Here is a 16,215-nt window from a genome sequence, read left to right on the forward strand (position 1 = left end):
GGGCGCACTTACCGACACCGTGTTGCCGCCGGTACGCGAAAGGGGCGCGGGTCCCGGGAGGGTCCGCGCCCCTTTCGGGCGGGTCACATCACGTCGTGCGGCGGCGCCGTGCCCCGGGCCGTCGCTCGCTCGGCCGGGTGACCGGGTCGCCGGCCTCCAGGGCCGCCGCGCGACGGCGCAGGCCGAAGTCGGCGAGGGCCTCGGCCAGCTTGTGCACGGACGGCTCGGGCGACAGGACGTCGACCCGGAGGCCGTGCTCCTCGGCCGTCTTGGCGGTCGCCGGGCCGATGCAGGCGATGACGGTGACGTTGTGCGGCTTGCCGGCGATGCCGACGAGGTTCCGCACGGTCGACGAGGAAGTGAAGAGCACGGCGTCGAAGCCGCCGCCCTTGATCGCCTCGCGGGTGTCCGCCGGCGGCGGCGAGGCCCGTACGGTCCGGTAGGCGGTGACGTCGTCGACCTCCCAGCCCAGCTCGATGAGCCCGGCGACGAGGGTCTCGGTCGCGATGTCGGCGCGCGGCAGGAAGACGCGGTCGATCGGGTCGAAGACCGGGTCGTAGGGCGGCCAGTCCTCCAGGAGGCCGGCGGCGGACTGCTCGCCGCTGGGCACCAGGTCCGGCTTGACGCCGAAGTCGACGAGGGCGGCGGCGGTCTGCTCACCGACCGCGGCGACCTTGATGCCGGCGAAGGCGCGGGCGTCGAGCCCGTACTCCTCGAACTTCTCCCGGACGGCCTTGACGGCGTTGACCGAGGTGAAGGCGATCCACTCGTAGCGGCCGGTGACCAGGCCCTTGACCGCCCGCTCCATCTGCTGCGGGGTGCGCGGCGGCTCGACGGCGATGGTCGGCACCTCGTGCGGCACCGCGCCGTAGGAACGCAGCTGGTCGGAGAGCGACGCGGCCTGCTCCTTGGTGCGGGGCACGAGGACCCGCCAGCCGAAGAGCGGCTTGGACTCGAACCACGACAGCTGGTCGCGCTGTGCGGCGGCGCTGCGCTCGCCGACCACGGCTATCGCCGGCCGGTGGCCCTCGGGCGAGGGGAGCACCTTGCCCTGCTTGAAGACCTGCGCGATGGTGCCGAGCGTGGCGTTCCAGGTGCGCTGACGGGTGGTGGTGCCGGCGATCGTGACGGTGAGCGGGGTGTCCGGCTTACGGCCCGCCGCCACCAGTTCACCGGCGGCCGCGGCCACCGCGTCGAGGGTCGTGGAGACGACGACGGTGCCGTCGGAGGCGCCGACCTCGGACCAGCAGCGGTCGTCGGCGGTACGGGCGTCGACGAAGCGGACGTCGGTGCCCTGCGCGTCGCGCAGCGGGACACCGGCGTACGCGGGCACGCCGACGGCGGTGGCGACACCGGGCACGACCTCGAAGGCGATGCCCTCGGCGGCGCAGGCGAGCATCTCCTGGCCCGCGTTCCCGTCGAGGCCGGGGTCGCCGGTCACCGCACGGACGACCCGCTTGCCGCCGCGTGCGGCCTCCATGACAAGATTGGTCGCATCCCTCAACACGGGGACTCCGACGGTTGTTGACGCGTCGTCAATGACCGTCAGCTCAGGCGTGCTCACGCCCGCGCGCGCATGGCCGCGAACGACTTCGAGCACCTCCGGCTCGGCGATCAGGACGTCCGCTCCGGACAGGGCTTCGACGGCCCGGAGCGTCAGGAGCCCGGGGTCGCCCGGGCCTGCGCCGAGGAAGGTGACGTGACCGTGGCCGAAGAAGGCTGCGGACGCGGGGCTGGTGGTCGGGCTGGTGGGGCTCAAAGTGCTCGCTCCCCCATAAGACCGGCCGCACCCTTGGCGAGCATCTCGTCCGCGAGTTCGCGTCCGAGTGCCACCGCCTCGTCGTGCGAGGTGGGTACGGGACCGGTGGTGGACAGCTGCACCAGCGTCGAGCCGTCGGTGGTGCCGACGACGCCGCGCAGGCGCATTTCGGTGACAACCTGCCCGTGACCGGGGTCGTCGGCCAGCAGGTCGGCCAGCGCACCCACAGGTGCGGAGCAGCCGGCCTCCAGGGCGGCGAGCAGGGATCGCTCGGCGGTCACGGCGGCCCGGGTGAACGGGTCGTCGAGCTCCGCGAGCGCGGCGACGAGCGCGGCGTCGGACGCCAGGCACTCGACCGCCAGGGCCCCCTGGCCGGGGGCGGGCAGGACCGAGTCGACCGACAGGTGGTCGAGCGACAGGGAGCCGGTGAGCTCCTCGGTTCCGCCGATGCGGTTGAGTCCGGCCGCGGCGAGTACCACCGCGTCCAGTTCTCCGCTGCGTACATAGCCGACGCGGGTGTCGATGTTGCCCCGGATCGGCACGGTCTCGATGGTCAGGCCGTGGCTGCGCGCGTACGCGTTGAGCTGGGCCATGCGGCGCGGGGAGCCGGTGCCGACGCGGGCGCCCGCGGGCAGCCGGTCGAGGGTGACCCCGGGGCCGGCGACGAGGACGTCGCGCGGGTCCTCGCGCTTCGGGATCGCGGCCAGCGCCAGCTCGGGGTGCTGGGCGGTCGGCAGGTCCTTGAGGGAGTGCACGGCGAAGTCGACCTCGCCGGCGAGCAGCGCGTCGCGGAGGGCGGCGACGAAGACGCCGGTGCCGCCGATCTGCGCGAGGTGCTCGCGGGAGGTGTCCCCGTACGTCGTGATCTCCACGAGCTCGACGGGTCGGCCGGTCGCCTGCCGGACGGCGTCGGCCACATGTCCGGACTGGGCCATGGCGAGCTTGCTGCGCCTGGTCCCGAGCCTCAGTGCCCTCTCGGTCATACTCGCCCTCGGTTCTTGACGTCGCCGTCGTTCAGGTCGGCCCGGCTGACAGAGGCAACCGTCTCCGGGTCGAGGTCGAAGAGTGTCCGCAGTGCGTCCGCGTACCCGGCGCCGCCGGGCTCGCTGGCGAGCTGCTTGACGCGCACGGTCGGCGCGTGCAGGAGCTTGTCGACCACGCGGCGCACGGTCTGCGTGATCTCGGCGCGCTGCTTGTCGTCGAGGTCGGGCAGCCGGCCTTCGAGGCGGGCGACCTCGCCGGCGACCACGCCGGCGGCCATGGCGCGCAGGGCGACCACGGTCGGCGTGATGTGCGCGGCGCGCTGGGCGGCGCCGAAGGCGGCGACCTCGTCGGACACGATGGTGCGCACCTGGTCGACGTCGGCGGCCATGGGCGCGTCGGCGGAGGCCTCGGCCAGGGACTCGATGTCGACGAGGTGGACGCCCGGCATGCGGTGGGCGGCGGCGTCGATGTCGCGGGGCATGGCGAGGTCGAGCAGGTGGAGGGGCGCGGTGCGGCCCTGGGCGGCGGTCTCGATCTCGTCGCCGGTGAGGACGAGGCCGGTGGCGCCGGTGCAGGAGACGACGATGTCGGCACGTGTCAGTTCGTCGCCGACGGCAACCATTTCGACCGCGCGCGCGGCCACGCCCGTTCCCCCGGCCTCGGTGAGGATCTCCACGAGGCGGTCGGCGCGGGCGGCCGTGCGGTTGGCGATGACGATCTCGGCGACGCCGGAGCGGGCGAGGGTCGCGGCGGCCAGCGAGGACATCGAGCCGGCGCCGATGACCAGGGCGCGCTTGCCCCGGGCCCAGGCGTCCACGTCGGTGCCGTGCGCGGCGCCGGTGCCGGTGCCGGTGCCATTGCCGGCGCCTTCGACGAGGCGCTGGAGCCCGAAGGTGACCAGCGACTGTCCGGCGCGGTCGATGCCGGTCTCGCTGTGGGCCCGCTTGCCGACCCGCAGGGCCTGCTGGAACAGGTCGTTCAGGAGGCGTCCGGCGGTGTGCAGGTCCTGGCCGACCGCGAGGGCGTCCTTGATCTGGCCGAGGATCTGGCCCTCGCCGACGACCATGGAGTCCAGGCCGCAGGCCACCGAGAAGAGGTGGTGGACGGCCCGGTCCTCGTAGTGCACGTAGAGGTAAGGGGTGAGCTCTTCGAGGCCGACGCCGCTGTGCTGCGCGAGCAGCGTGGACAGCTCGGCGACACCGGCGTGGAACTTGTCCACGTCGGCGTAGAGCTCGATGCGGTTGCAGGTGGCCAGGACGGCGCCCTCGGCGGCCGGTTCGGCGGCGAGGGTGTCGTGCAGCAGCTTGGCGCGGGCGTCGCCGGAGAGGGAGGCCCGCTCCAGGACGCTGACGGGGGCGCTGCGGTGGCTGAGACCGACGACGAGGAGGCTCATGCCGGCATCACGGCGGGCATGTCCCCGTCAGGTCCCTTGCGCTCGCCCTCGTCCGTGCCGCGGCCGGCCGGCGGCGCGGCGGCGGTGTCGGCGCCCGTCTCCTCGCCGGCCTTGCGCTGCTCGTGGAAGGCGAGGATCTGCAGCTCGATGGAGAGGTCGACCTTGCGCACGTCCACGCCGTCGGGCACGGACAGCACGGTCGGGGCGAAGTTCAGGATGGAGGTGACGCCGGCGGCCACGAGGCGGTCGCAGACGACCTGGGCGACCCCGGCCGGGGTCGCGATGACGCCGATGGAGACGCCGTCCTCGTTGACGATCTTCTCCAGGTCGTCGCTGTGCTGGACGGGGATCCCGGCGACCGGCTTGCCGGTCATCGCGGGGTCGGCGTCGATCAGGGCGGCGACCCGGAAGCCACGGGAGGCGAAGCCGCCGTAGCCGGCCAGCGCGGCGCCGAGGTTACCGATCCCGACGATCACGACGGGCCAGTCCTGGGTCAGGCCGAGCTCGCGGGAGATCTGGTAGACGAGGTACTCGACGTCGTAGCCGACGCCGCGCGTCCCGTACGAGCCGAGGTAGCTGAAGTCCTTGCGCAGCTTCGCGGAGTTGACCCCCGCGGCGGCCGCGAGCTCTTCGGAGGAGACCGTGGGTACGGAGCGCTCCGACAGCGCCGTGAGGGCACGCAGATACAGCGGAAGGCGGGCGACGGTGGCCTCGGGAATTCCTCGGCTACGGGTCGCCGGTCGGTGAGTTCGGCCAGTTGCCACGGTGCTCCTGCGGGATGAGCGGGGCTGCAGGCGGCCGTGTGTCCCAGGACCGCCCCGTCGAATGCAGGCTATGTCTTTGTGAACGCGTGCACAAAGATGGTGTCCGTTTTGTCTGGCCAAAGTGACCGGGGTCACGCGGCCGGTTCGCGACGGTACGGAACCGCGGACGGCGTCAGAGCGTTGAGAACCCGAAGGGGGCAAAGCCGCACACTCTCCTCACCACGCCGCCCCCAAACCCAACAAAACGTCCATGATGGTAGCCGTCTTTCGGTCACGCACCCAGTTCGCGCCGGAGCCGCCCGGCGTCCACCCGCCAGAACGTGTGCTGTTCGCCGTCGATCAGGACCACCGGAATCTGCTCCCAGTAGGCCCGGTGGAGCTCCTCGTCCAGGGTGATGTCCTTCTCCTCCCAGAGTGCGCCCGTCTCGGCGCAGACGGCCTCGACCACCGCCCTGGCGTCGTCGCACAGATGACACCCCGGCTTCCCGATCAGCGTCACCGTGCGCGGGCCGGCCTTCTTCTTCGTACGTCCGAACATGCCGCCCATTCTGCGCGGCCCGCACGGCCCGGGTCACACGCGCGGCTCCCAGAGTTCACACCACGGCATCCTCACAAGTCGGGAAGTACCGAACAGACTGGCTATGCTCAACGACATGGCCGCTCTGGGATGGCTCACCCCCCGTAGGCGCTCCGCCACCGCGCGCAGCGTCCTGGCAGGCGAGGCCGCCGCGGAGGCGGCCCGCAAGACCTCGCAGCAGCTGGAGCGGGAGAGAGAAGAGGCGCTGCGGCGGGACGAGGCCGCCGAGGAAACCGCCCCCGCGGAGCCGGAGTTCCCGGTCGCCGGCGACACCGAGGCCGCCGCCTTCTTCGACCTCGACAACACCGTGATGCAGGGCGCCGCGATCTTCCACTTCGGCCGCGGCCTGTACAAGCGGAAGTTCTTCCAGCGCCGCGAACTCGCCCGCTTCGCCTGGGCGCAGGTCTGGTTCCGGCTGGCCGGGGTCGAGGACCCCGAGCACATGCAGGAGGCCCGCGACAGCGCCCTGTCCATCGTCAAGGGCCACCGCGTCTCCGAGCTGATGTCGATCGGCGAGGAGATCTACGACGAGTACATGGCCGACCGCATCTGGCCCGGCACCCGGGCGCTCGCCCAGGCACACCTGGACGCGGGCCAGAAGGTCTGGCTGGTCACCGCGGCCCCCGTCGAGACCGCCACGATCATCGCCCGCCGGCTCGGCCTGACCGGCGCGCTGGGCACGGTCGCCGAGTCCGTCGACGGCGTCTACACCGGCCGCCTGGTCGGCGAGCTCCTGCACGGACCGGCCAAGGCCGAGGCGGTCCGCGCCCTGGCGGCGGCCGAGGGCCTGGACCTCGCGCGCTGCGCCGCGTACAGCGACTCCCACAACGACATCCCGATGCTCTCGCTGGTCGGGCACCCGTACGCCGTGAACCCGGACACCAAGCTGCGCCGGCACGCGCGGGAGCGGGAGTGGCGGCTGCGGGACTACCGGACCGGCCGCAAGGCCGCCAAGGTCGGCATCCCGGCCGCCGCCGGCGTCGGCGCCCTCGCGGGCGGCACGGCCGCCGCGCTCGCCCTGCACCGCCGCCGCCGCTGACACCGGGCCCGGCCCGCCCGGGCGCCGCCCCGCTCCCGCGCGCTCCCGGCGCGGCGCGCCCCGCGGATACGTTCCGGCTGTGATCACCTAGGACAACCCGGGACCAGCCGGCCTCACCCGTACGTGGTCGAACACCCACGCGCGCGGCGCCACCCCGGCGACACCGCCCCCTACCCGGCAGCGGCCTCGATCACTCCCCCGTCCCGCACTTGAGCACAACCCAACCCGCCTCCGATCACACTCGGAAGTAATCCGGTCAACAACCGGTCACGAAGTGCGACTTGTTCCGACTGTAAGCAGTAACGGATACGACGGAATCGATGATTTGAGCAACTGGGTGTAGCGCTGCCTGTACGAAGCGTTATTCTCCTCAGACGCATGAGAGACCCCACACGTCGCCACGACGAGTGAACGGTCCCGCACTGCACGTGATGGAAGCTCTGCCTCTGGGAGTCCCGTGTACCCACACGTCGGGGTTGACGCCTCGGGCCTGGCTACGCTGCGCGCAACGGTCCTCGACCGTTTGCGCGGCTTCGTCCCCACCGCGTACGCCGGCCTCGCACCCGCCTTCGCCGGACCGGCACCTGTCGGTCCCTGCTATGCCCTCGCCGAGAGCGGTGCCGCCGTCGGCAGACGCGGCTCCCGGGGCGGCGCCGGAACCTCGACCGCCGCCCGCCGGCCCACCGCCGACAGCGACAGCGCCCGCATGATGGACCTGGTCGAACGCGCCCAGGCCGGGGAGGCCGACGCCTTCGGCCGCCTCTACGACCAGTACAGCGACACCGTCTACCGCTATATCTACTACCGCGTCGGCGGCAAGGCGACGGCGGAGGACCTCACCAGCGAGACCTTCCTGCGCGCCCTGCGCCGGATCTCCACCTTCACCTGGCAGGGCCGCGACTTCGGCGCCTGGCTGGTGACCATCGCGCGCAACCTCGTCGCCGACCACTTCAAGTCGAGCCGTTTCCGCCTCGAAGTGACCACCGGCGAGATGCTCGACGCCAACGAGGTGGAGCGCAGCCCCGAGGACTCCGTCCTCGAGTCCCTCTCCAACGCCGCCCTGCTCGACGCGGTCCGCCGCCTCAACCCCCAGCAGCAGGAGTGCGTGACGCTCCGCTTCCTCCAGGGCCTGTCGGTCGCCGAGACCGCCCGGGTCATGGGGAAGAACGAGGGAGCGATCAAGACCCTCCAGTACCGGGCCGTCCGCACCCTGGCCCGGCTCCTCCCGGACGACGCCCGCTGAGCGCGGCGCGCCCCCCACACGCGCCGCGACGCCCGGGCGTCGCCCCTCCCCCCACACCCCCCACTACCCGAGACCAACTCACAGTCGGTGACGCCTCGATGACGCACTGGTCCGATCATCTTTCGCGCGTAACCCAAGTGCCGCGCCGCTCGTTGTGCGACATGCAGACTCCCTGTGGTCACACCGGGTCCGCATCCACTCACTCTTTCGTGTGGATGCGCTCAAGGTGTGCAACCCTCCGAACCCCCCGGGGAGTCGTACGTCATGACGAGAGGAGGTGCCGCCAGTGATCGCGAACGTATCGGCGCACCGGCGGGCGAACGCCTTCGCCCAGGCCCTGGAGGACCGGACGTCCGAGGCCGTGGCGGCCGAGCAGTCCGAAGCTACGGCCGAACCGGCCGAGCAGGGACGGCTTTTGGCCCTGGCGAACGGTCTCGGCGAGCTGCCGAAGCCGGTGATGGACCCCGAGGTCAAGGTGGTGCAACGAGCACAGCTCGTCGCCGCCATGGAGGCGATGTTCGCGGAGGGGACCGCGGCAGCGGTCCGTACCGTGCCCGAGCAGCGGACGGCCGGCGGCAAGGGGGCCCACCGGGCCTCCCCGCTCCGGAAGCTACGACCACGTTCCCGCTGGACCAAGGGCCTCGCCGCGGGCGGGCTCACCGTCGGCGTCGCCGCGGGAGCCTTCAGCGGCGTCGCCGCAGCGAGCTCCGACGCCCTCCCAGGCGACTCCCTGTACGGGCTGAAGCGCGGCATGGAGGACCTCAAGCTGGGCATGGCCGACGACGACGCCGACCGCGGCGGGATCTACCTCGACCAGGCCTCCACCCGACTGAGCGAAGCCCGCAGACTCATGGAACGGGGCCGCTTGGGCGACCTCGACCACGAGTCCCTCGGCGAGATCCGCCGAGTGCTGAGCGGCATGGAGCACGATGCCTCCGAGGGGCACCGACTGCTCCGCCAGGCCTACGAACGGGACGGCGAGATCGGCCCCATGGCCCGGCTGAACTCCTTCGCCCAGTCCCACCGCGCCACCTGGGACGGGCTGCGCGACCGGCTCCCGGTCCAGCTGACCGACGTGGGCAACCAGGTCAACGACGTCTTCGACGCCATAGACGAAGAGGTCGAGCCCCTCCAGTCCGTGCTCCCGCGCACCCCCGAGCGCGGGACGATCGGTTCCGGCGGCCCGAGCACGCCGCGACACACCCAGCCGGCCGACCCCCAGCACCCGCGCACCCAGCCGGCCACGCCCTCCACCACGGGCGACGCCACCCAGCCGCACCCCTCGGGCTCCAGCACCGGCACGGGTGCGCCCAAGGACGAGGGCCTCCTCGGCGGCAACACGGGCGGCCTGCTCAACCCGCCCCAGACCGGCCAGAACACCACCCCGTCCGGCGATCCCACACCCCGCCCGCCGGACGTCACGATCCCGCCGATCCTCCCGGGCCTGCTGCCCGGCCTCGGCATCAACAGCGAGGACGTGAAGTAGCCCCGGCGATACGGGGAAGGGGGCGCCACCCGGGCCGGGCGGCGCCCCCTTCCCCGTACCTACGGCAGGGCTCAGCGGCGCCCGTCGGCGGCCGTCAGAAGAACACCGACCGCCGCTGCACCAGCAGCTTGTACAGCGTGTGCTGGATCTGCTCCCGGACCTGGTCGGTCAGGTTGAACATCAGCATCGGGTCCTCCGCCGCCTCCAGCGGATAGCCGTCCGTCGGGATCGGCTCGCCGAACTGGATGGTCCACTTCGTCGGCAGCGGCAGCGCGCCCATCGGCCCCAGCCACGGGAAGGTCGGGGTCAGCGGGAAGTACGGCAGGCCCAGCACCCGCGCCAGGGTCTTGGCATTGCCGAGCATCGGATAGATCTCCTCCGCGCCCACGATCGAGCACGGCACGATCGGCACGCCCGCGCGCAGCGCCGTCGACACGAAACCGCCCCGCCCGAAGCGCTGCAGCTTGTACCGCTCGGCGAACGGCTTCCCTATCCCCTTGAAGCCCTCCGGCATCACACCGACGATCTCCCCGGCCCGCAGCAGCCGCTCCGCGTCCTCCGAGCAGGCCAGCGTGTGCCCGGCCTTGCGGGCCAGCTCGTTCACCACCGGCAGCATGAAGACCAGGTCCGCCGCGAGCAGCCGCAGGTGCCGGCCGGCCGGGTGGTGGTCGTGGACGGCCACCTGCATCATCAGGCCGTCCAGCGGCAGCGTCCCCGAGTGGTTGGAGACCACCAGGGCCCCGCCGTCCTTCGGGATGTTCTCGACGCCCTTCACCTCCACCCGGAAGTACTTCTCGTACACCGGGCGCAACATCGACATCAGGACCTGGTCGGTGAGCTCCTTGTCGTAGCCGAACTCGTCGACCTCGTAGTCACCGGTCACCCGCCGCCGCAGGAACGCGAGACCGCCCGCCAGGCGCCGCTCCCAGCCGGCGGACCCCGCGGCGGGCTCCGCCGGGGCCCCGGCCGGGGGCTGCTGCGCCGGCAGGGCCCGCACGGCCGCGTCCCCGCCACCGGGGACGGGGGGCCTGCGACGGGCCCGCGACCGGTCGTCGTCGAACGGAATGACCTTGGCGTCCGCCATCGGGATCTGGGCTCCTATTCCGCGGGTCGGGAAGTCGGGGTGGAGGAGGCGGCGACGCGCCCGGCGAGCCGGTCCACGGCCCCCGCGAGCAGCTCCGGCGGCAGCAGGCCGGGACCGCGGCTGGCGGCGAAGTCGGCGAGGGCCTCCGCCGTCGAGTACCGGGGGGTGAAGCCGAGCGTCTCGCGCATCTGGACGGTGGAGACCACCCGGCCGTGGGTGAGCAGCCGGATCTGCTCCGGCGAGAAGTCGGTGACCCCGACCGTGCGCAGCGCCTGTCCCACCCAGGTGACCGCCGGCAGCAGCACCGGCACCGTCGGCCGGCCGAGCCGCCGCGCGCACTGGGAGAGCAGCAGCACCCCCTCGCCCGCCACGTTGAACGTGCCGCTGTTGAGGGTGGCCCGGCGCGGCTCCCGCGCGGCGAGCTCCAGGACGTCCATGACGTCGTCCTCGTGGACGAACTGCAGCCGGGGGTCGTAGCCGAAGACGGTCGGCAGGACCGGCAGGTCCAGGTACTCGGCGAGCGGGGAGTCCACCCGCGGCCCGAGGATGTTCGCGAACCGCAGCACGCAGACCGCCACGTCCGGGCGGCGCCGGGCGAAGCCCCGTACGTACCCCTCGACCTCGGCGGCGTCCTTGGCGAAGCCCCCGCTCGGCAGCGACTTCGCCGGCGTCGTCTCGGTGAACACCGCGGGGTCGCGGGGCGCGGCCCCGTACACGCTGGTGCTGGACTTGACCACGAGCCGCCTGACCCGCGGCGACTTCTGGCAGGCGCCGAGCAGCTGCATGGTGCCGATGACGTTGGTCTCCTTGACCGACGTACGGCCGCCGGAGCCGAGCGCCGTCCCGGTGACGTCCATGTGGACGACCGTGTCGACGTCGTGCTGGGCCAGGATCTTGGCGATCGCGGGCTGTCTGATGTCCGCCCGGACGAACTCGGCGGCGCCGAGCGGGTGCGGGGACTCGACCGCGTCGACGGCGATCACCCGGCCGACCTCGGGGTCCCGCTGGACGCGCCGTACGAAACGTGCGCCCAGGTGCCGGGCCGCACCGGTGACGAGCACGACCTTGCCCAAGAGGAGCGCCTTCCGTCGGTCTTCCATCGGTGTTCCGCTGTCCGACACCGTAGCGCCTCCGCATTTCGGCGCAATAAAAGCGTGGCCCCCCACCGGAAAACCGGTGAGGGGCCACGCCGAGGCAGAACGCCGTCGTTACAACGGTCGCTTACTTCTTGTTGCGACGCTGAACACGCGTGCGCTTCAGCAGCTTGCGGTGCTTCTTCTTCGCCATCCGCTTACGCCGCTTCTTGATAACAGAGCCCACGACTACCCTCGCTCACTACTCGGAACATCCCCGCGCCAGCGGGGATCGGTGCGGGGCGTCTGGGCCCACACGACCTACGAGGGGCTAGCCTACCGCCCCGAGCGACCCGCTCGTAATCCGAGGGCGGAAGCGGACTGGGGCCGCGCGCTCGCTACGCGGTCGCCACCCCCACGAAGGACTCCCTGAGGTACTCGTGAACCGCCTGTTCCGGCACCCGGAAGGACCTGCCCACCCGGATCGCCGGCAGATGACCGCTGTGTACCAAGCGGTACACGGTCATCTTCGAGACGCGCATCACCGAGGCGACCTCCGCCACGGTCAGAAACTTCACCTCGTTGAGAGGCCTGTCGCCAGCAGCCATGACCCACCTGTACCTTCCGCACACGACGCGCACCGGCTTCCCCTCCGGTGACTCTTCGTCGCTGAGCGCTCACGCCCAGACTAGGGGCGGGTGGTACGAGTGGGGAAGAGGAGCTGCCATCGACCGTTTACCGTGACAGACACGCTCGATTGAGTACATAGCGAGTGAGTGGACGGTAGTAGTCCGAGCGCACCGCGTCATCAAGCGGAACGGCCACGGACACCTGCCCCTGCGCCTCCCCGACGAACAACGCCGGATCATCCGTATCGGCGAGACCGATGGCCTCGATACCCAGCTGACCTGCCCCGCAGACCCAGCCGTGATCCCCCACCACCAGCTCCGGCAGCGGCCAGCCGGCCTCGGCCGCACCTTCCAGCACGGCCCTAACCGGCAGCGGGGAGTGGGTGTGCGCCCCGGTCTCACGCCCTGCGGCGGACAGGTCGGCTTCGCGCACCAGCGCGACCCCCCGTACGTAGTCCACGAGGTACGTACGTACGCCGAACCGGGTCGTTATGTCGACACATCTCCCCTGCGCCGGGGTGAGAACAAGACATCCCGCCGCCGACAAAGCGTCTGCGAGCGTGGCGTAGAAACCGAGCAGCCGGTGCGGATGGCCCGTTCCGAACAGCACCGGGGCACGCCGTCCCGCCGCCTCCCCGAGCCGTTCCGCGAACGCCGCGAGGCCCCCGAGGGTCCGCTCCGGATCGATCGCGTCCGGCCCCGAACGGTGCGCCGGATCCCCCGACACCCCGCACCGGTCCGCCATCAGGCGCAGCAACTCGGCCTCGTCCCACCGCCACAGCGGCTCGATCCCCAAGGTCACCCGAGGATCGCGCGCGGCGAAGAGCCGGTAGCTGCGCAGACTCGTCTCCCGGGGCGTCGCCACCGTCCCCGCCAACCCCGCCGCCAACAGATGCGCCCGCAGCGCCCCGGTACTCAACATCCTCCCGATGCTGCCGGAACACCCCCGCGGCCGAGCCGAAACCTCCCGCACACCGCACAGTTGGCGTAACCACCACGCATCTGTCCGCAACGGGTTCAGGCCAGGCTCAGACCAGCAGCCCGCGCAGCGGGAACACCGCCCTGCGCGTCGCCAGGATCGCCTGGTCGAGCCGGTCCGCCGGGTCGTAACCCGCCGCCCAGTCCCGCCACTCGACCGGCCGGCGCCCGTCCGTCATCCGCGCGGGACCCAGCTGCCGGGTCCGCGCGTACACCTCGTCCCGCCACGAGGACGGGATCACCGACTCCGGCTCCACCGGGGCGTGCGCCGCGATGCCCACCAGATGCGTCCACGACCTCGGTACGACGTCCACGACCGCGTACCCGCCACCGCCGAGCGCCACCCACCTGCCGCCGTCGACGTGCGCGTGGGCCAGCTCGTGGCACGCCTCCTGCACCGCCCGCTGCGCGTCCAGCGACACCGCCAGATGCGCCAGCGGGTCCTCGAAGTGGGTGTCCGCGCCGTGCTGCGTCACCAGGACCTGCGGCCGGAAATCGGCGATCAGCTCCGGCACCACCGCGTGGAAGGCGCGCAGCCAGCCCGCGTCCCCGGTGCCCGCGGGCAGCGCCAGGTTCACCGCCGCGCCCTCGCCGGCGCCGGACGCGCCGGTCTCCTCCGGCCAGCCGGTCTGCGGGAACAGCGTCCGCGGATGCTCGTGCAGGGAGATCGTCAGGACCCGCGGGTCCTCCCAGAACGCCGCCTGCACGCCGTCCCCGTGGTGCACGTCCACGTCCACGTACGCGACCCGCTCCGCGCCCAGCTCCAGGAGCCGGGCGACGGCCAGCGAGGCGTCGTTGTAGACGCAGAACCCCGAGGCGGCCCCCGGCATCGCGTGGTGCAGGCCGCCCGCGAAGTTGACGGCGTGCGCCGCGTCGCCGCGCCACACCGCCTCCGCCGCGGCCACCGACTGCCCGGCGATCAGCGCCGACGCCTCGTGCATCCCGGCGAACGCCGGGTCGTCCACCGTCCCGAGCCCGTACGCCTGGTCGGCCGCCCGCGGGTCGGCCGACGCCGCCCGCACCGCCGCCACGTAGTCCTCGCGGTGCACGAGCCGCAGGGTCGACTCCCCGGCCGGCTTCGCCGCCACCACGTCCACGGCCCGGTCGAGCCCGTAGGCCCGTACCAGCCCCATGGTCAGCGCGAGGCGCACCGGGTCCATCGGGTGCTCGGGCCCGAAGTCGTACCCCGTGACCGCTTCATCCCACATCAACAGTGCGCGACCGCTCATGCGAGCCACCGTATCGGGCCTTCTCCGAGCCGAACGACGTGGCGTACACCACCGTCACCAGGACCAGCACCATCGGCACCACCATCGCCCCGCGGTAGCTCCACGCGTCGCCCAGCGCGCCCACCAGCGGCGAGCCGACCAGGAAGCCCACGTAGTTGAAGACGTTCAGCCGTGCCACGGCCGCGTCGCTCGCGGCCGGGAACATGCGGCCGGCGGCGGCGAAGGTCTGCGGCACGATCACGCTCAGGCCGAGCCCCAGCACCGTGAACCCGGCCATCCCCGCCCACGGCCCCGGCGCCAGCGCGACCACGGCGAAGCCCAGGGCCGCGAGCACGGCCCCGGACCGCACGACGAGCACGGCACCGAACCGCCGCACCCCGAAGTCGCCCACGGCCCGCCCGAGGAGCGTCGTCACCATGTACGCGTTGTAGGGGACGGTCGCCAGTTCCTCGGAGGAGCCGAGGACGTCCTGGAGGTACTTCGCCGACCAGTTGGAGACCGTCGAGTCCCCGATGTACGCGAAGGTCATCACCAGGCACAGCGGCAGCAGCATCCGGAACACCACACCGCCGCCGCCCGCCGGGGCCTGGGCGCCCTCCTCTCCGGCCGCCGGGCCCCGTTCCCCGGCCACGTACCAGCGGCTCCCGACGAGGACCACGGGCAGCAGCAGCGCCACCACCGGCAGGTAGGACACGAACAGCGACAGCTGCCAGTGCGCCCCCGCCCAGGCGAGCGAGGCACCGGCGATGCCGCCGAGGCTGTACGTGGCGTGGAAGCCGAGCATGATGCTCCGCCCGTACGCCCGCTGGAGGCTGACGCCCAGCATGTTCATGGAGGCGTCGAGCGCCCCGACGGCGAGGCCGAACACCCCGAGGGCGACGGCCGCCTGCCACAGCTCGGACCCGGCGCCCACGCCGAGCAGCGCCAGCAGCACCACCGGCTGGGCCCAGCGCAGCACCCGCGCGGGGCCGATCCGGGCCACCAGCTTCTCGGTGAGCACACTGGACACCCCGGCGAGCACGGGCACGGCCGCGAGGAACAGGGGCAGCAGCCCGTCGGAGATCCCGTACCGGTCCTGGATCGCCGGTATTCGGGTCACGAGCAGGGCGAAGGTGACCCCCTGCACGAAGAAGCCGACCGCCAGGGATCCCCGCCCACGCCGCAAACGCGCATCGTTCATGGCGGCACAGCGTAGGGCCGGGACCTACTCAGCGGTAGATGGATCACATACCCAATGTGGCCGGAAGCTCGTCCATCGCCCCGAAGTACCCGGTGGCACCCGCCAGACGCTCGCGCGGCGTCATCGCCGTGTACGCGTAGACGTCCATCCCGGCCGCCACGGCGGCCTGGACGCCGAGCCCGCTGTCCTCGATCACCGCGCACCGCTCGGGGGCCACTCCCATGCGCTCGGCGGCGTGCAGGAAGAGGTCGGGCGACGGCTTGCCCCGGCCGACGTCCTCGGCGCTGAACACGATCCCGTCCCGGAACCAGACGTCGAGCCCGGTCTTCCGGTGTCCGACCCGGATCCGCTCGTGGCTCCCGGACGAGGCCACGCAGTACGGCACTCCCGCGTCCACGAGCCGCTCGATGACCTCGGCGGCCCCGGCGACGGGCTCCAACTCCCGCTGGAAGCCCTCGAACACGCGCTGGTGGAAGACCTCGTCGAACTCCGCCGGCAGGCGCTTCCCGGACCGCTCCTCGACGAGCTCGTGGATGCGGTGCATGGCCGACCCCATGTAGTCGCGGATCGACTCCTCGTACGAGGTGGGGTGGCCGAGCTCGGTGAGGTAGCCGGCCAGGAGGGTGTTGGAGATCGGCTCGCTGTCCACGAGCACACCGTCGTTGTCGAAGATGATCAGGTCATAGCCCATGGAGATCACCCTAAACGCAGAAAAGCCCCGCACCATAAGGTGCGGGGCTTTCCCACAATGATTGTTCGGCGGCGTCCTACTCTCCCACAGGGTCCCCCCTGCAGTA

General features: G+C 72.1%; 16 protein-coding genes. 3 read left to right on the plus strand and 13 right to left on the minus strand.

Annotation, left to right across the window (positions count from 1 at the left end):
- Positions 1 to 88: 88 nt before the first annotated feature.
- From AB0Q96_RS15020 to AB0Q96_RS15040, 5 genes are all read right to left on the minus strand, one after another.
- On the minus strand, positions 89 to 1,759 hold the full coding sequence (locus tag AB0Q96_RS15020) for a uroporphyrinogen-III synthase (protein WP_365325372.1): 1,671 nt from the start codon (positions 1,757 to 1,759) through the stop codon (positions 89 to 91).
- A complete protein-coding gene (gene hemC / locus AB0Q96_RS15025) occupies positions 1,756 to 2,742 on the minus strand; it encodes a hydroxymethylbilane synthase (RefSeq protein WP_365325374.1) in 987 nt (328 codons plus the stop codon). The genes AB0Q96_RS15020 and hemC overlap by 4 nt, the downstream gene beginning before the upstream one ends.
- Positions 2,739 to 4,136, minus strand: a complete 1,398-nt coding sequence (locus AB0Q96_RS15030; protein WP_365325376.1) for a glutamyl-tRNA reductase — start codon at positions 4,134 to 4,136, stop codon at positions 2,739 to 2,741. Before AB0Q96_RS15030 ends, hemC begins: the two co-directional genes overlap by 4 nt.
- A complete protein-coding gene (locus tag AB0Q96_RS15035; RefSeq protein ID WP_365325378.1) occupies positions 4,133 to 4,900 on the minus strand; it encodes a redox-sensing transcriptional repressor Rex in 768 nt (255 codons plus the stop codon). Before AB0Q96_RS15035 ends, AB0Q96_RS15030 begins: the two co-directional genes overlap by 4 nt.
- Before the next feature lie 271 nt (positions 4,901 to 5,171).
- Positions 5,172 to 5,447 carry a glutaredoxin family protein gene (locus AB0Q96_RS15040; protein WP_365325380.1) on the minus strand — a complete coding sequence of 92 codons (276 nt, stop codon included), beginning with the start codon at positions 5,445 to 5,447 and terminating at the stop codon, positions 5,172 to 5,174.
- A gap of 106 nt (positions 5,448 to 5,553) precedes the next feature.
- Between AB0Q96_RS15040 and AB0Q96_RS15045 the strand changes: the two genes are divergently transcribed.
- From AB0Q96_RS15045 to AB0Q96_RS15055, 3 genes are all read left to right on the plus strand, one after another.
- Positions 5,554 to 6,516 (plus strand): HAD-IB family hydrolase, encoded by a 963-nt coding sequence (locus tag AB0Q96_RS15045; protein ID WP_365325382.1) that lies wholly within the window; start codon positions 5,554 to 5,556, stop codon positions 6,514 to 6,516.
- Positions 6,517 to 6,973: 457 nt separating this feature from the next.
- On the plus strand, positions 6,974 to 7,759 hold the full coding sequence (locus tag AB0Q96_RS15050) for an ECF subfamily RNA polymerase sigma factor, BldN family (RefSeq protein ID WP_365325384.1): 786 nt from the start codon (positions 6,974 to 6,976) through the stop codon (positions 7,757 to 7,759).
- Between the two features lie 286 nt (positions 7,760 to 8,045).
- Positions 8,046 to 9,245 carry a DUF5667 domain-containing protein gene (locus tag AB0Q96_RS15055; RefSeq protein ID WP_365325386.1) on the plus strand — a complete coding sequence of 400 codons (1,200 nt, stop codon included), beginning with the start codon at positions 8,046 to 8,048 and terminating at the stop codon, positions 9,243 to 9,245.
- A 94-nt stretch (positions 9,246 to 9,339) separates the two neighbouring features.
- Here the strand turns inward: AB0Q96_RS15055 and AB0Q96_RS15060 are convergent, their stop codons facing one another.
- The 8 genes from AB0Q96_RS15060 to AB0Q96_RS15095 all read right to left on the minus strand — a co-directional run bounded on the left by AB0Q96_RS15060 (position 9,340) and on the right by AB0Q96_RS15095 (position 16,109).
- Positions 9,340 to 10,329 carry a lysophospholipid acyltransferase family protein gene (locus tag AB0Q96_RS15060; RefSeq protein ID WP_365325388.1) on the minus strand — a complete coding sequence of 330 codons (990 nt, stop codon included), beginning with the start codon at positions 10,327 to 10,329 and terminating at the stop codon, positions 9,340 to 9,342.
- 14 nt (positions 10,330 to 10,343) lie between these two features.
- Positions 10,344 to 11,402 carry an NAD-dependent epimerase/dehydratase family protein gene (locus AB0Q96_RS15065; protein ID WP_365325444.1) on the minus strand — a complete coding sequence of 353 codons (1,059 nt, stop codon included), beginning with the start codon at positions 11,400 to 11,402 and terminating at the stop codon, positions 10,344 to 10,346.
- A 148-nt stretch (positions 11,403 to 11,550) separates the two neighbouring features.
- Positions 11,551 to 11,649, minus strand: a complete 99-nt coding sequence (locus tag AB0Q96_RS15070) for an AURKAIP1/COX24 domain-containing protein (protein ID WP_003948845.1) — start codon at positions 11,647 to 11,649, stop codon at positions 11,551 to 11,553.
- Positions 11,650 to 11,800: 151 nt separating this feature from the next.
- Positions 11,801 to 12,010 carry a helix-turn-helix domain-containing protein gene (locus AB0Q96_RS15075; RefSeq protein ID WP_046910004.1) on the minus strand — a complete coding sequence of 70 codons (210 nt, stop codon included), beginning with the start codon at positions 12,008 to 12,010 and terminating at the stop codon, positions 11,801 to 11,803.
- A gap of 127 nt (positions 12,011 to 12,137) precedes the next feature.
- A complete protein-coding gene (locus tag AB0Q96_RS15080; RefSeq protein WP_365325390.1) occupies positions 12,138 to 12,953 on the minus strand; it encodes a phosphatase in 816 nt (271 codons plus the stop codon).
- Positions 12,954 to 13,059: 106 nt separating this feature from the next.
- Positions 13,060 to 14,238, minus strand: a complete 1,179-nt coding sequence (locus AB0Q96_RS15085; RefSeq protein WP_365325392.1) for an acetoin utilization protein AcuC — start codon at positions 14,236 to 14,238, stop codon at positions 13,060 to 13,062.
- Positions 14,207 to 15,418 (minus strand): MFS transporter, encoded by a 1,212-nt coding sequence (locus AB0Q96_RS15090; protein WP_365325394.1) that lies wholly within the window; start codon positions 15,416 to 15,418, stop codon positions 14,207 to 14,209. Before AB0Q96_RS15090 ends, AB0Q96_RS15085 begins: the two co-directional genes overlap by 32 nt.
- 43 nt (positions 15,419 to 15,461) lie before the next feature.
- On the minus strand, positions 15,462 to 16,109 hold the full coding sequence (locus tag AB0Q96_RS15095) for an HAD family hydrolase (protein ID WP_365325396.1): 648 nt from the start codon (positions 16,107 to 16,109) through the stop codon (positions 15,462 to 15,464).
- Positions 16,110 to 16,215 lie beyond the last annotated feature (106 nt).

This window comes from Streptomyces sp. NPDC093111 (assembly GCF_040683955.1).
Lineage (GTDB): Bacteria > Actinomycetota > Actinomycetes > Streptomycetales > Streptomycetaceae > Streptomyces.

Coding starts and splice junctions, on each gene's coding strand:
- hemC (WP_365325374.1), bottom strand. CDS start 2,742: ATGACCGAGAGGGCACTGAGGCTCGGGACCAGGCGCAGCAAGCTCGCC.
- AB0Q96_RS15030 (WP_365325376.1), bottom strand. CDS start 4,136: ATGAGCCTCCTCGTCGTCGGTCTCAGCCACCGCAGCGCCCCCGTCAGC.
- AB0Q96_RS15040 (WP_365325380.1), bottom strand. CDS start 5,447: ATGGGCGGCATGTTCGGACGTACGAAGAAGAAGGCCGGCCCGCGCACG.
- AB0Q96_RS15045 (WP_365325382.1), top strand. CDS start 5,554: ATGGCCGCTCTGGGATGGCTCACCCCCCGTAGGCGCTCCGCCACCGCG.
- AB0Q96_RS15060 (WP_365325388.1), bottom strand. CDS start 10,329: ATGGCGGACGCCAAGGTCATTCCGTTCGACGACGACCGGTCGCGGGCC.
- AB0Q96_RS15075 (WP_046910004.1), bottom strand. CDS start 12,010: ATGGCTGCTGGCGACAGGCCTCTCAACGAGGTGAAGTTTCTGACCGTG.
- AB0Q96_RS15080 (WP_365325390.1), bottom strand. CDS start 12,953: ATGTTGAGTACCGGGGCGCTGCGGGCGCATCTGTTGGCGGCGGGGTTG.
- AB0Q96_RS15085 (WP_365325392.1), bottom strand. CDS start 14,238: ATGAGCGGTCGCGCACTGTTGATGTGGGATGAAGCGGTCACGGGGTAC.
- AB0Q96_RS15090 (WP_365325394.1), bottom strand. CDS start 15,418: ATGAACGATGCGCGTTTGCGGCGTGGGCGGGGATCCCTGGCGGTCGGC.
- AB0Q96_RS15095 (WP_365325396.1), bottom strand. CDS start 16,109: ATGGGCTATGACCTGATCATCTTCGACAACGACGGTGTGCTCGTGGAC.